Origin of the sequence: Methyloversatilis sp. (assembly GCF_030696805.1) — a bacterium.
Lineage (GTDB): Bacteria > Pseudomonadota > Gammaproteobacteria > Burkholderiales > Rhodocyclaceae > Methyloversatilis.
On the sequence record NZ_JAUYRO010000093.1, the window covers coordinates 14,163 to 28,259 of the forward strand.

Genomic DNA, 14,097 nt, shown 5'->3' on the forward strand with positions numbered 1-14,097 from the left:
TCCCGTGAATGAATGTCGGCAGATCCCGCGCCCCTGAATGACCGGAACGCGCCCCGTGGTCATCCCGAATCTACCTCGAATCGGGACACAAGCATCGTGATCTGGCTGCGCGCTTCCAACTGCCATCGTCAGGCGGTCACGTGCGTGCGCCGAACAGTGCGCTGCCGACGCGCACGATGGTTGCGCCCTCGGCGATCGCCGATTCCAGATCCTGTGACATGCCCATCGACAGCGTGTCTAGATCATGTCCGGCAGCGTTCAGTTCTTCGAGCACCTGCCGTAAATGGCCAAAACGTTGACGCTGGAGAACGACATCGTCGGTCGGTTCGGGAATGGCCATCAGGCCGCGCAGTGTCAGTCGGGGAAGACGCGCCACCGCGTCGGCGAGCGCGGCCACGTCGGCCGGGGCGACGCCGCTTTTCGACGCCTCGCCACTCACGTTCACCTGTATACATATGCAAAGTGGCGGTTTGTCGGGCGGTCGCTGTTCGGACAGGCGCTGCGCGATCTTCTCGCGATCGATGGCATGCACCCAGTCAAACCAGGTCGCCACCGGCCGCGTCTTGTTGCTCTGGATCGGCCCGATGAAGTGCCAGTCGAACGCATGGCCCGAGGCGGCAAGACGTTCCGCCTTGTCGCAGCCTTCCTGCACGTAGTTTTCACCGAAAGCCCGCTGACCGGCCGCCGCTGCGGTGAGGATGTCCGCATCGGGTTTGGTCTTGCTGACGGCGAGCAGCGAAATGCTCGCCGGATCGCGACCGCAAGCGTGAGCCGCTGCCGCGATGCGGTGCCGAACTGCTTGCAGGTTGTCTGAAATGTTCATCATAATGCCCTGAATTTCATCGATTTATCTCTGGCCGGGAAGCATTGTTCGTGCTGTCCGGCGCGTTGCAACAGCCCCGAGGTTACGCATGGACATCACCGAACTGCTCGCGTTTTCCGTCAAGAACAAGGCGTCCGACCTGCACCTGTCGGCCGGCCTGCCACCGATGATCCGCGTGCATGGCGACGTGCGACGCATCAATCTGCCGCCGATGGAGCACAAGGATGTGCACGGCATGATCTACGACATCATGAACGACACCCAGCGCAAGGTGTATGAAGAGCATCTTGAGTGTGACTTCTCGTTCGCGGTGCCCAATCTGGCGCGCTTCCGGGTCAATGCTTTCGTGCAGAACCGTGGTGCCGGCGCCGTGTTCCGGACCATTACGTCCAAGGTGCTGACGCTGGAAGAACTGAACGCGCCGAAGATTTTCAAGGAGATCGCCAATACGCCGCGAGGCATCGTGCTGGTGACCGGACCGACCGGCTCCGGCAAGTCCACGACGCTGGCGGCCATGGTCGATTACGTAAACGAAAGCGATTACGGCCACATCCTCACGGTGGAAGACCCGATCGAATTCGTGCATGAATCGAAACGCTGCCTGATCAACCAGCGCGAAGTCGGGCCGCATACGCTCAGTTTTGCCAACGCGCTGCGCTCGGCGCTGCGCGAAGACCCGGACGTGATCCTGGTGGGCGAAATGCGCGATCTGGAAACCATCCGGCTGGCGCTGACCGCCGCCGAAACCGGTCACCTGGTGTTCGGCACCTTGCACACCTCGAGTGCCGCCAAGACGATCGACCGCATCGTTGACGTCTTTCCGGCCGAAGAGAAGGAAATGGTGAGGGCCATGCTTTCGGAGTCGCTGCGCGCCGTCATTTCGCAGACGCTCCTGAAGACCAAGGATGGTGCCAGCCGCGTTGCGGCACACGAAATCATGATCGGCACGCCGGCCATCCGCAACCTGATCCGCGAAAACAAGATCGCGCAGATGTATTCGGCGATCCAGACCGGTCACAACGTGGGCATGCAGACGCTGGACCAGAACCTGACCGATCTGGTGCGCCGCAATGTCATATCGAACGCCGAAGCGCGCACCCGCGCACAGAACAAGGACGCCTTCGCCGGCTGACCGGCGTCGACCGGACGTGCAGCCGGCTACACTGGACACGTCGGCAGCATCAATTGCGTCAATTGCAGCGGAGAGCGTAGATGGAACGAGATCAGGCACTGAAATTCATGTACGACCTGCTGCGTCTGATGGCGACCAAACGCGGGTCGGACCTGTTTGTGACGGCCGGCTTTCCGCCCGCCATCAAGGTGGACGGACGCATCGTTCCGCAGTCCAACCAGTCGCTGACGCCGCAGCACACGGCCGAACTGGCGCGCGCCATCATGAATGACCGGCAGGCGGCCGAATTCGAATCGACGAAGGAATGCAATTTCGCGATCTCGCCGGCCGGCATTGGCCGCTTCCGCGTCAATGCCTTCGTGCAGCAGGGCAGGATCGGCTGCGTGCTGCGCACCATCAACGCCAGGATACCGACGCTCGACGAACTGGGCCTGCCGACGGTGCTGAAGGACGTGGCGATGGCCAAGCGCGGGCTGACCATATTCGTCGGCGGCACCGGCACCGGCAAGACCACCTCGCTGGCCGCGCTGGTCGACTGGCGCAACACCAACAGCTACGGCCACATCATCACGATCGAAGACCCGATCGAGTACGTGCACGAACACAAGAACTGTGTCGTGACGCAGCGCGAAATCGGTCTGGACACCGCCGACTGGGAGATCGCGCTGAAGAACACGCTGCGTCAGGCGCCGGACGTCATCCTGATGGGTGAAATCCGCGACCGGGAAACGATGGAACACGCCATCCAGTTCGCCGAAACCGGCCACCTCTGTCTGGCTACGTTGCACGCCAACAGCGCCAACCAGGCGATCGACCGCATCATCAATTTCTTCCCCGAGAACAAGCGCGAACAGTTGCTGATGGACCTGTCGCTGAACCTGCGCGCGATGATTTCACAGCGTCTGGTGCCGATGAAGGAAGGCAAGGGTCGCGCGGCGGCCATCGAGGTGATGCTCAATTCACCGTTGATCGCCGATCACATCTTCAAGGGCAATGTGGGCGAGATCAAGGACGTCATGAAGCGCTCGCGCGAGATCGGCATGCAGACCTTCGACCAGGCGCTGTTCGACCTGTACGAAGCCGGTCGCATCAATTACGAAGACGCGCTGCGCAACGCCGATTCGGTCAACGACCTGCGGCTGCAGATCAAGCTCAACAGCAAGGAAGCGCAGGACCGCAACCTGAACGTGACGTCGGGGCTGGATCTGGTCTGAGCCGGCGTGCGTCGATGCGTTGAATCACGCCGGACCGGTGGGACTCAGATCCGCTGCACCAGTATCAGCCCCCACACCAGACCCAGATTCAGCAGTGCCAGCATGACTGCCGCCGAGCCGATGTCCTTGGCGCGCTTGGCCAAGCGGTGGTTTTCGAGCGAAATACGATCGACGGTCGCTTCGATCGCCGAATTCAGAAGTTCCACGATCAGCACCAGCAGCACCGCAAAAGCCATCAGCGAGCGCTCAATGCCGGTATTGCCCAGCCAGATCGCCAGCGGAATCAGCACGATGGCGGCGATCACCTCCTGGCGGAAGGCGTCTTCGTGGCGGAACGCTGCACCCAGCCCTTCGGCGGAGTAGCGGGTGGCGTTGAGCAGCCGGCGCAGGCCGGTCTTGCCCTTGAACGGACTTTCTTCCATCTGCGCTGACCGGGTTGTTGGGTGTCCGCCTACCTCAGCGCGGCCAGTGCGGCGTCGTAGTCGGGTTCCTGCTTGATCTCCGGCACCAGCTCGGCATGCAGCACCCCGTTGTTCGGGTCGAGCACGATGACGGCGCGGGCAGCCAACCCGGCCAGCGGTCCGTCGAGTATCTCCACACCGTAGTTCGCCATGAATTCTCGACCGCGCAACGTGGACAACGACACCACATTCGACAGGCCTTCGGTTTCGCAGAAGCGCTTCATCGCGAAGGGCAGATCGGCCGAAATGACCAGCACAACGGTGTTGTTCATCTTGCCGGCCTCCTCATTGAAGCGGCGTGTCGATGCCTGACAGACTGGCGTATCGAGGCTGGGCACGATGTTGAGCACCTTGCGCTGGCTGCCGAAGCTGGCCAGCGCAACGTCGGCCAGATCGGTACCGACCAGCGAGAACGAGGGCGCCCGCGATCCCGGCGCGGGAAAGTGACCGGCGAGATGGATGGGCGTGCCGGCCAGCAATACGGTCTGGGTCATCGAAGTATCCTCGGTGGCGGATTGAAGGTCCGGCGCGGGCACGCCGGATCAGGGATAGAACGCGTACAGGCGGTAGCCACTGGCGCCGGATTCCGCCGGGTCGACCAGCACGCCGATCATCTGTTCCGAAGCTGGCGCGAAACCCTTTGCGCGGGCGTCCGGGGGCAGGAATTCCGACGGCGTGAGCACGCGCCGCACGACGGCACGGTCGCCGGTATCGGTCAGCGTCAATTCCAGATGCGGCCATTCCTGCTCGAATGCAGCGGTATTGCGCAGCAGCGCCGACAAGCGCAGCAGCGGCTCGCGCCCCGGTTCCGGCGTCAGTTCCGACGCTTCGATGCTCACCTTGTCCGGTTCGCGCGGCGCCGGCACGCTGCAGCCGATGCGTGCGCAGGCCTGCTCGAACAGGGGTTTGAGCGCCGGCTGGGCCACTGCGATTTCGGTGCGGAAGTGGTAGGCCAGCTGGCCGGTCGCAATCAGCACGAGCACCACGCAGCCGGCGATCCAGAGCATGGTCCGAAGCCCGCTGCGCGCCGCGGGTTCTTCGTCTCCATACAGCTCGCGCCGGATGCGCTGCACGGCCGGGTCGCGCACCGGTTCAAGCGCCGGCGGCGGATCCAGCAACGGGTCGCGCGCGGGCGCAGGTTCAGGGACAGGCCCCTTGTCCGGCGTGTAGCCGCTGATGCCGGGTTCGGGGGCAGTGCCCTCAATGGCGTCGTCCGGTGAGCGGACGGAGGGTTCTGCACGGCCATCAGCGGTTGCCGCGACCGGCGCGTCTTCTGCCTGTGACCATTGCGCTCGCGACGCATCCGTTGACTCGGCAGTGATGGCTGATTCATGCGCAGGCTCGAATCGGGGCTCGGCGGCGGCGTCCGGTTCCAGAATGTCGAGCGGCTGGGTGACGTCCGGGTCGAGTTCGTGCGGGGCAGCCGGTTCGGGCGATGACGCGGGCGACGGTTCGGACAGCGAGGGCATACCCCAGTAGTCCGTGGTGCGCGCGACCAGCGTGTCCATGCTGCCGCCCGGCTCGGGTGTCGGCTGGCCGGCGGGCTCCGTCAGGTCAGCCGGCCCGGTCAGCAGGTCGGTCGTGACGGCAGACGCTTCGCTGCTCACCCGGACGTCGGGCGCATCGACCACATTCAGCGTGGCATGGCTGTCTTCGGGTAGGGCAGGCGGGCGGTGAGGATCGCCGGTCGGTGCGGCAGCGAAGATGCGGGAAAGGTCGGTGTCCGGCGCGTCGCTGACCGGATCGACCGTGTCCGCAACAAATGTGGCCAACGCCGGCGACATCGGTGCGGCAACGGACGCGGTGCCGACGGCGACCGGACCGGCCGCGCGCAGGGCGGCGATGTCGACCATCGCGTCCAGCGCATCGAAGACTGCATGGCAGCGGCCACAGCGCACCCGGCCCTCGCGTGCCCGGATCTGCACCGTATCGACGCGGAAGACGGTGGCGCAGGCCGGGCAGCGGGACAGCATCAGAGGCGTGTCCCGGTGAGCAGCACCCAGCCGTCCCGTTCGCCGGCAACCTCCAGTTCGAAGGCTGGGCGATAGGCGTCGCACACCATGCCGGTCTGGGCCGACAGGATGCCGGATAGCGCAATGCGCCCGCCACCGCGCGTCAGGCCGCATAACAGCGGCGCCAGCACGGTCAGCGGATTGGCGAGGATGTTGGCCACCACGATGTCGGCCTGATGGTCGATGGTTTCGCGCGAATGCAGCAGATCGAGTGTGGCGCCGTTGCGCTCGGCGTTGTAGCGGGCGGCGTCCAGAGCGTGCGGGTCGATGTCGGTGCCGCTGACCCGTACCGCGCCGAGACGGGAGGCCGCCAGCGCCAGAATGCCCGAACCGCATCCGTAGTCGATGACGGTCTCGCCGCCGCTGATTTCGCGGTCCAGCCACTCGAGACATAGACGGGTGGTCGGGTGCGAACCGGTGCCGAAGGCCATGCCCGGATCGAGCGTGATGTTGATCGCCGCCGGGTCGGGCTGGGCGTGCCAGGAGGGCACGATCCACAGTCGGTCCGACACGCGGATGGGGTCGAACTGGGCCTGCGTGATGCGCACCCAGTTCTGCTCGTCGAGTTGCGAGGTCGTGTAGGGCGGCGGCGCGGTCAGGCCGGCCACTTCGGCGGCTTCGGCCATGGCGGAGGCGAGATCGGCGTCGCGTTCGAACAGCGCATGCAGGCGTGAATGCGGCCACAACTCGACCGCCACCGGAAGCCCGGGCTCGCCGAACTGGGGCTTCTCGTCCGGCGTGCCGGCATCGGCGTCTTCGATGTCGACCGACAGCGCGCCGGCATCGAGCAGCGCGTCCGACAGCGCTTCTGCGTGAAGCGAATCAGCCAGCAGCGTGACGGTGATCCAGCCGCCTGCCGCACCCACGGGCTGTTCGTCGGCGCTCATTTGGCTTTGGCGAGGACCTGATCCGCCAGCTTCTGTTCAAGGTAGTGGATGCTGGTGCCACCATCGACGAAGCGCGCGTCCTGCATCAACTCCTGGTGCAGCGGGATGTTGGTCTTGATGCCACTGACAATCATTTCCGACAGGGCAATGCTCATGCGGCGGATCGCCTGGTCGCGTGTATCGCCGTAGGTGATCACCTTGCCGATCATCGAGTCGTAATAGGGCGGCACGGTATAGCCCTGATAGACGTGCGAGTCGACGCGCACACCGGGGCCGCCCGGCGGGTGGTAACCGGTGATCTTGCCCGGACTGGGCGTGAACTTGTACGGGTCTTCGGCGTTGATTCGACATTCCAGCGCATGGCCGGTCAGCTTGATGTCGCGCTGCTTGAAGCGCAGTTTTTCGCCGGCCGCCACGCGGATCTGTTCCTGCACCAGATCGATGCCGGTGATCAGTTCTGTCACCGGGTGTTCCACCTGGATGCGGGTGTTCATTTCGATGAAATAGAACTCGCCGTTTTCGTAAAGGAACTCGAACGTGCCGGCACCGCGATAGTTGATGCGCCGGCAGGCTTCGGCACAGCGCTCGCCGACGCGCGCGATGATGCGGGCCGGAATGCCCGGTGCCGGTGCTTCTTCGATGATTTTCTGGTGCCGCCGCTGCATCGAGCAGTCACGCTCGCCCAGATAGACCGCGTTGCGGTGGGCGTCGGCGAGCACCTGGATTTCGATGTGACGCGGGTTTTCGAGAAACTTCTCCATGTACACGGAGGGGTTGTTGAACGCAGCGCCCGCTTCGGTCCGCGTCATCTGCACCGCATTGAGCAGTGCGGCCTCCGTATGCACCGTGCGCATGCCGCGCCCGCCGCCGCCGCCGGCCGCCTTGATGATTACCGGGTAGCCTATCCCCCGCGCGATGCGGATGATTTCCTTCGGGTCTTCGCCGAGGGCGCCCTCGGACCCCGGTACCACCGGCACGCCTGCTTCCTTCATTGCGTCCTTGGCCGACACCTTGTCGCCCATCAGCATGATTGTTTCAGGACGAGGGCCGATGAACACAAAACCACTGCGCTCGACCCGCTCGGCAAAGTCGGCGTTCTCGGACAGGAATCCGTAGCCCGGGTGAATCGCTTCCGAATCGGTCACCTCGGCCGCCGAAATGATGGCCGGAATGTTCAGGTAGGACTGGCTGGATGGCGCCGGACCGATGCACACCGACTCATCGGCCAGCTTGACGTATTTCGCTTCGGTATCGGCTTCGGAATGCACTGCCACCGTGCGTATGCCCAGCTCGCGGCAGGCACGCAGAATGCGCAGGGCGATTTCACCGCGGTTCGCGATCAGTATCTTTTCAAACATGCGTCACCTCCGCGGCGAAATCGCCCTGACGGCCTGCGGCCGTCGTGCGCTTTGACTTCGTCGCTGTGCTGCCTGAAGGCAGCTGGTCACCGCGGTTCGCGATCAGTATCTTTTCAAACATCGTTTCGGGTCCGGGCTCAGCCGACGATGAACAGGGGCTGGCCGTATTCGACCGGCTGGCCATTCTCGACCAGTACCGCCTTCACGACGCCGGCAGCGTCCGATTCGATCTCGTTCATGAGCTTCATCGCTTCGATGATGCAGAGGGTTTCGCCGACCACGACGGTCTGGCCCACATCGACGAACGATTTTCCGCCCGGCGAAGACGAACGATAGAAGCTGCCGACCATCGGCGACTTCACCACATGACCCTCGGGCTGGGCCGCTTCCGCCGGCGCGACCGGCAGGGGGGTAATGACGGCGGCCGGTGCAGCGTGCTGCGGCGCTGGCTGGCTCGATACATAGGTGGTCTGCATGGTCGGCGGCAGGTGCTTTGCAATGCGCACCTTCTCTTCGCCTTCGGTGACTTCGAGCTCCGATATGCCCGATTCCTGCACCAGATCGATCAGTTTCTTGAGTTTGCGCAAATCCATGATGTTTCCCCGCAAGAAAACCGCCCACGTGCGTGGTGCGGTGTTTGTGCATGTTTAATTATTGTGTGGTGTCGAGCTGGCGGAGCGCGAATTCAAGCGCCGCTTCGTAACCGTAGGCTCCGAGTCCGCAGATGACGCCGACGGCGATGTCCGACAGGTAGGAGTGATGCCTGAACGCTTCCCGTGCATGGACGTTCGACAGATGAACCTCGACGAACGGAATGCTGACCGACGTGAGTGCGTCGCGAATGGCCACGCTGGTGTGGGTGTAGGCGGCCGGGTTGATAAGGATGAAGTCGATCTGCTCGGTCCGCGCGTGCTGGATGCGCGTGACCAGTTCGCCCTCGTGGTTGCTCTGGAAACATTCGATGACCACGCCGCGCTCGAGCGCAATCACCTTGAGCCGTGCATCGATGTCTGCCAGCGTCAGATGACCGTAAATGCCCGGTTCCCGCGCGCCCAGCAGATTGAGGTTGGGCCCGTGCAGGACAAGTATGCGACGCGTCGCGGCCAGCTTTTCAACGCTGTCCGGCTGCGCGGCAGTTTTTGACGCCTTGCGGCGAGTTGTAGGCTGCATGGCTGCAAGTTTGCCGGACTTGGCTGCAATTTGTCCAGCCGGCGGCAATGCGTTCAGCGCAACCTTGCCAGCAGGATGGCTTCCAGCTCCTCTTCCTTGTAGGTTCCCAGCTTGCGTTCGACCAGACTGCCGTCGGGTGCGAAAATCACGGTGAATGGCATGCCCTGCGCTGAATTGCCCAGTTCTGCGGAGATCTGGATAGCGTCGGCACCGCCGATCAGCAGCGGGTAGTCGATTGCTTCTTCCTGCAGGTATTGGCGCACGTTGTCCGCGCTGTCGATGCTGATGCCGACAAATTGCACGCCGCGATCACGCAATCGTCCGGCAATGCGCGAAAAACCGGGCATTTCCTCACGGCACGGCGGGCACCAGGTGGCCCAGAAATTCACCACCAGAAGTTTGCCGCGCCATGCCGAGAAGGGCATTTCGGTGCCGCTGGCGTCAGCCAGCCTGAGCGCGTCGAGACGATCGGCGGCGACTGTCGTCGGCGCCGCATCCAGCTTTGGCTGGCGCGACAGGGCGCTCCACACGCCCGCGGCGCCGGCGGTGAGCACGACAGCGGCGATCACGGTGCGTCGCAGCCAGATATTCATTCTTCGATCTCCTCGTTGTCCAGCAGGGCACGCAGCGATTCGGCGCGCAGCCGCTCGCGCCCCCGGGAGCGTTCCAGACCGGCCGGGAAGACCGCCAGTTCCACCGGCAGGTCATCCCACTCGAACAGCAGCGTTGTTTCCGGGCTGTTCCGGTCGGGCCGGCGCGGGTCGCGAGAATCGAAATCGACGCCGTTGTTGAGCAGGAACAGTTCGACCTCCTTTGCGCTGTCGGCGAATACCTGCAGTTCGATCGCCGTGAAGCGTCCCGCCGTTCCATCGACGACGCCGCCCGTGGCGTATGGGCTGAAGCGAGCGAGTTCTGCCATCAGCGTCACGGCCGCGCTGCGCAGCGTGCGCAGCTGTTCCGGCTGTTCGTCGGCCAGATACAGCGACTGGTAGGTGCGTACTGCCTCCTCGATCTCGAGGTTGGTCGGCAGTTCCTCGTTCGGACCGATGCCGAGCTGACGTGCTGCCTTGCGTTTGGCGAGCCCGTAGTCGCGGATGCCTTCTTCGGCGATCAGTCGCGCGGCAGTGCTTGCGATCTGCCGTCTCATGTTGCTGGGGCGCATGGCGGATACTGCAGAGGGTGGGCGCGTGCCCGGGTTGATAGAATCTGCGGCCATTCTGTCACATCACCCAGCCATGCACATTCACATCCTCGGCATCTGCGGCACCTTCATGGGCGGTGTTGCCGCGCTGGCGCGCGAGGCCGGACATCAGGTCAGCGGTTGCGATGCAGGCGTCTATCCGCCAATGAGCACGCAACTCGAACAACTGGGTATCGACCTGATCGAGGGCTACCATCCGTCGCAGATCGATCTCAAACCCGACCTGTTCGTCGTTGGCAATGCCGTGTCACGCGGCAATCCGCTGCTGGAAGCAGTGCTGGATCGCGGGCTGCCCTATGTATCCGGCCCGCAATGGTTGGCGGAACATGTGCTGGCCGGACGCTGGGTGCTGGCAGTCGCCGGTACGCACGGCAAGACCACGACGACCTCGATGCTGACCTGGATGCTCGAGGACGCAGGCCTGAAACCCGGCTTCCTGATCGGCGGCGTGCCGTTGAATTTCGGCGTGTCGGCGCGACTGGGCAATGCGCCGTTTTTCGTGATCGAGGCGGATGAGTACGACACTGCGTTCTGCGACAAGCGGTCGAAGTTCGTGCATTACCGGCCGCGCACCGCCGTCCTGAACAATCTTGAGTTTGACCACGCCGACATCTTCGCTGATCTGGCTGCTATCGAGACTCAGTTCCACCACCTTGTGCGCACCATGCCCGCCAGCGCCCGCATCATTGTCAACGGTGCTGAAGAATCGTTGCACCGCGTGTTGGCGCGCGGCGTCTGGAGCGAAGTCGAGTGGTTCAATACGCCAGCCGGCTGGCAGGTGACGGGCGCCGGTCAGTCGCTGCACGTGCGCGGGCCCACCGGCGAGGACGTTGCCGGTCGGCTCGCAATGCCCGGCATGCACAACGCGAACAACGCGCTGGCGGCCATGCTCGCGGCGCGCCATGCCGGGGTGAGGCCGGAGCACGCGCTCGAATCGCTGGCATCATTCCGGGGCATCCGTCGGCGTCTCGAACGCGTCGGTGAGGTGGCCGGTGTGACGATTTACGACGACTTCGCCCACCACCCGACGGCCATCGATGAAACGATCCGCGCCCTGCGCTCTGCGGTGGGCGGTGCGCGCATCCTTGCCGTCATCGAGCCGCGTTCGAACACGATGAAGCTGGGCGTGATGAAGGCCCGCCTGCCCGCGGCACTCGAATCCGCCGACCTGACCTTCTGTCTCGGCGGCGATTCCCTGGGCTGGGATGCTGTCGCTGCGCTGGCTCCACTGGGGCAGCGGGCGCGGGTTGCTCCGTCGGTTGATTCGCTGCTCGACCAGTTGATGACGGCGGTGCGTCCCGGTGACCATGTGCTCGTGATGAGCAACGGTGGCTTCGGCGACATCCACCGCAAGTTGCTGAATCGACTTGATCCTTCACCGGTGTGAGGTCTGCGCCTTGAGTTTTGCTCAGCTACGATATTGATAAGCTAGGGGGCGTGTGCTAGCTTATCGATTGCCAAGCGGCCCGCAGTGGTCGTATCAGGGGAGCTCCACTTCCGAGGCAGTCCACGTGTCTGCAGTTCTCAGCCAAGCCAGCGAGTTCAGCATTGAAGCCCGCCGCAATTGTTCGATGTCGCCGAGCGCGCTATTGACTTTTTTCCTGGTCACATGTGCGCTGTCGATGGCGATCGCTGCTGCATGGGCGGCCGTTGGTGTGTGGTGGGTGTTTCCTTTTGCCGGGCTGGAGATCAGCGCGCTTGGGCTTGCGTTCATTGCCTACGGGCGCAGGGTAGGTGACTTTGAACGCATTCACCTCGACGACGAGCGACTGCTTGTCGAGGTCTGCGAAAAAACGCGTGTGAGCCGATACGAGTTCGCACCAGCATGGGCAAAGGTCGAAACGCGAAAGGTCGGTTTCGGTTCGGAAGTCGTTGTACGGTGTCGCGACAGACAAGTGACGGTCGGTCGTTACCTCGATGAAAAAGGTCGCGCGAAACTTGCACGCGACCTTGCTGGAAGATTGCGGGAAAGGCGGTTTTAGCTGTTTTTGTTTTGCCGTTGTCTGGAATCACCGTTTCACAGAACCAATCACAACATAAATCTGGGGTTGCACTATGGCGCTATCAAGAGGTGGCTTGCCCATTGCCCGTCGGGCTTGGGCGGCGATGGGTTTGTTTCTGCTTTCGGGGATTGCCCAGGCGGAAATGAAACTGAATCTGCAGGAGCCGATCACGGCGCTCGGTCGCGACGTCTACGACCTGCACCTGCTGATGACCATCGTCTGTGGCGTCATTTTCGTCGCCGTTTTCGGTGTGATGTTCTGGTCGGTGTTCGTGCACCGCAAGTCCGCCGGCTACAAGGCGGCAACCTTCCACGAAAGCACGACGGTCGAAATACTCTGGACCATCGTCCCGGTTTTCATCCTGCTTGGCATGGCCTGGCCCGCGACGAAGACCATTCTCGCCATGCGAGACACGACGAACGCCGACATCACGATCAAGGTGACGGGCTACCAGTGGAAGTGGGGGTACGACTACCTGAAGGGCGAGGGCGAGGGCATCAATTTCGTCAGCACGCTTTCCACGCCGCAACCGCAGGTGCGCAACGAAGCTCCGAAGGGTGAGAACTACCTGCTGGAAGTGGATAACGAGTTGGTGGTTCCGGTCGGCAAGAAGATCCGCATCCTGACGACGGCCAACGACGTGATTCACGCGTGGTGGGTGCCGGCACTTGCCGTCAAGCAGGACGCCATTCCGGGTTTCATTCGCGACACGTGGTTCCGAGCGGAAAAGACAGGCACCTACCGCGGTCAGTGCGCAGAACTGTGCGGCAAGGAACATGGATACATGCCGATCGTAGTGAAGATCGTGACAGAGGACGAGTACGCGGCGTGGGTCGACGACAAGAAGAAGGCGATGGCTGCCGCCGCTGACGATCCGAACAAGATGTACCTCGTCGAAGAACTGACCCCGCGCGGCGAAAAGGTGTTCGCTGCCAACTGTGCCGCCTGTCATCAGGCGAACGGTCAAGGTCTGCCACCGGCCTTCCCCGGGCTTGTCGGGTCCAAGGTTGTGCTCGGCCCGCAGGACGGTCAGATCGACATCCTGCTGAACGGCAAGTCAGGCACGGCGATGGCAGCCTTCAAGCATCTGAGCGACACCGAGCTTGCAGCCGTGATCACGTACACCCGGAACAGCTGGGGCAATGCCACCGGTGAAGTCGTCCAGCCGTCGGACATCAAGGTGGCGCGCGAGTAAGCGACCGTCTCCGAACCTTCAGTCAACATTCTAGATTTTCAGGAGATCAATATGGCTGCGATTCCGGGCGGTGCCGACCACGCGCACGATCACGACCACCATCAACCCACCGGCATCATGCGCTGGGTCACCACGACCAACCACAAGGACATCGGCTCGATGTACCTTTGGTTCAGCTTTGCAATGTTTCTCGTCGGCGGCGTCATGGCGCTGGTCATCCGCGCCGAGCTGTTCCAGCCGGGCCTGCAGGTGGTCGATCCCGACCGCTTCAACCAGATGACCACGCTGCACGGTCTGATCATGGTTTTCGGCGCAATCATGCCGGCCTTCGTCGGCTTCGCGAACTGGATGATTCCGCTGATGATCGGCGCGTCCGACATGGCGTTCGCACGCATGAACAACTGGTCGTTCTGGTTGCTGCCGCCGGCCGCCATCCTGCTCACCTCGTCGCTGCTCGTGCCGGGTGGTGCGGCTGCATCGGGCTGGACGCTGTATCCGCCGCTGACCGTGCAGATGGGCATCGGCATGGACATGGCGATCTTCGCGGTCCACATCCTCGGCATTTCGTCGATCATGGGTTCGATCAACATCGTGACGACGCTGCTCAACATGCGCGCGCCCGGCATGACGCTGATGAAGAT

16 protein-coding genes are annotated in these 14,097 nt (G+C 63.2%); 6 read left to right on the plus strand and 10 right to left on the minus strand.

Annotation, left to right across the window (positions count from 1 at the left end):
* Nucleotides 1–136 precede the first annotated feature (136 nt).
* Nucleotides 137–826, minus strand: coding sequence for a YggS family pyridoxal phosphate-dependent enzyme (locus Q8R75_RS14975; RefSeq protein ID WP_305613430.1), 690 nt, complete (start codon nt 824–826; stop codon nt 137–139).
* An 85-nt stretch (nt 827–911) separates the two neighbouring features.
* On the opposite strand from Q8R75_RS14975, the gene Q8R75_RS14980 reads away from it, so the two are divergent.
* Together Q8R75_RS14980 and Q8R75_RS14985 are read left to right on the plus strand one after the other, a co-directional pair.
* Nucleotides 912–1,955, plus strand: a complete 1,044-nt coding sequence (locus tag Q8R75_RS14980) for a type IV pilus twitching motility protein PilT (protein ID WP_305663782.1) — start codon at nt 912–914, stop codon at nt 1,953–1,955.
* Nucleotides 1,956–2,035: 80 nt separating this feature from the next.
* Nucleotides 2,036–3,169, plus strand: coding sequence for a PilT/PilU family type 4a pilus ATPase (locus Q8R75_RS14985; protein WP_305663783.1), 1,134 nt, complete (start codon nt 2,036–2,038; stop codon nt 3,167–3,169).
* Between the two features lie 44 nt (nt 3,170–3,213).
* Here the strand turns inward: Q8R75_RS14985 and Q8R75_RS14990 are convergent, their stop codons facing one another.
* The 9 genes from Q8R75_RS14990 to Q8R75_RS15030 form a co-directional block, all read right to left on the minus strand.
* A complete protein-coding gene (locus Q8R75_RS14990; RefSeq protein ID WP_305613427.1) occupies nt 3,214–3,591 on the minus strand; it encodes a diacylglycerol kinase in 378 nt (125 codons plus the stop codon).
* 29 nt (nt 3,592–3,620) lie between these two features.
* A complete protein-coding gene (tpx, locus tag Q8R75_RS14995) occupies nt 3,621–4,124 on the minus strand; it encodes a thiol peroxidase (RefSeq protein WP_305613426.1) in 504 nt (167 codons plus the stop codon).
* Nucleotides 4,125–4,172: 48 nt separating this feature from the next.
* Entirely contained in the window at nt 4,173–5,603 is a 1,431-nt protein-coding gene (locus Q8R75_RS15000; protein ID WP_305613425.1) for a DUF3426 domain-containing protein, read from the minus strand.
* The gene (prmA, locus tag Q8R75_RS15005; protein WP_305613424.1) at nt 5,603–6,529 is read right to left on the minus strand and encodes a 50S ribosomal protein L11 methyltransferase; all 927 of its coding nucleotides are present in this window, start codon (nt 6,527–6,529) and stop codon (nt 5,603–5,605) included. The genes Q8R75_RS15000 and prmA overlap by 1 nt, the downstream gene beginning before the upstream one ends.
* On the minus strand, nt 6,526–7,887 hold the full coding sequence (gene accC, locus Q8R75_RS15010) for an acetyl-CoA carboxylase biotin carboxylase subunit (protein WP_305613423.1): 1,362 nt from the start codon (nt 7,885–7,887) through the stop codon (nt 6,526–6,528). Before accC ends, prmA begins: the two co-directional genes overlap by 4 nt.
* Before the next feature lie 137 nt (nt 7,888–8,024).
* Nucleotides 8,025–8,480 carry an acetyl-CoA carboxylase biotin carboxyl carrier protein gene (accB, locus tag Q8R75_RS15015; RefSeq protein WP_305613422.1) on the minus strand — a complete coding sequence of 152 codons (456 nt, stop codon included), beginning with the start codon at nt 8,478–8,480 and terminating at the stop codon, nt 8,025–8,027.
* 58 nt (nt 8,481–8,538) lie between these two features.
* Nucleotides 8,539–9,057: a type II 3-dehydroquinate dehydratase gene (gene aroQ / locus Q8R75_RS15020; protein ID WP_305613421.1), complete on the minus strand. Its 519-nt coding sequence runs from the start codon at nt 9,055–9,057 to the stop codon at nt 8,539–8,541.
* Nucleotides 9,058–9,110: 53 nt separating this feature from the next.
* Nucleotides 9,111–9,650, minus strand: a complete 540-nt coding sequence (locus Q8R75_RS15025; RefSeq protein WP_305613420.1) for a TlpA disulfide reductase family protein — start codon at nt 9,648–9,650, stop codon at nt 9,111–9,113.
* On the minus strand, nt 9,647–10,219 hold the full coding sequence (locus Q8R75_RS15030; protein ID WP_305663784.1) for a nucleotidyltransferase: 573 nt from the start codon (nt 10,217–10,219) through the stop codon (nt 9,647–9,649). Before Q8R75_RS15030 ends, Q8R75_RS15025 begins: the two co-directional genes overlap by 4 nt.
* A 73-nt stretch (nt 10,220–10,292) precedes the next feature.
* Here Q8R75_RS15030 and mpl point away from each other — a divergent pair, with 73 nt between their 5' ends.
* The 4 genes from mpl to Q8R75_RS15050 form a co-directional block, all read left to right on the plus strand.
* Nucleotides 10,293–11,645, plus strand: a complete 1,353-nt coding sequence (gene mpl / locus Q8R75_RS15035) for a UDP-N-acetylmuramate:L-alanyl-gamma-D-glutamyl-meso-diaminopimelate ligase (protein WP_305613418.1) — start codon at nt 10,293–10,295, stop codon at nt 11,643–11,645.
* A gap of 124 nt (nt 11,646–11,769) precedes the next feature.
* Nucleotides 11,770–12,240, plus strand: coding sequence for a DUF2244 domain-containing protein (locus Q8R75_RS15040; protein ID WP_305627331.1), 471 nt, complete (start codon nt 11,770–11,772; stop codon nt 12,238–12,240).
* A gap of 163 nt (nt 12,241–12,403) precedes the next feature.
* A complete protein-coding gene (coxB, locus tag Q8R75_RS15045; protein WP_305613416.1) occupies nt 12,404–13,456 on the plus strand; it encodes a cytochrome c oxidase subunit II in 1,053 nt (350 codons plus the stop codon).
* 51 nt (nt 13,457–13,507) lie between these two features.
* The coding region (locus Q8R75_RS15050; RefSeq protein ID WP_305663785.1) for a cbb3-type cytochrome c oxidase subunit I at nt 13,508–14,097 on the plus strand (590 nt) is incomplete at its 3' end.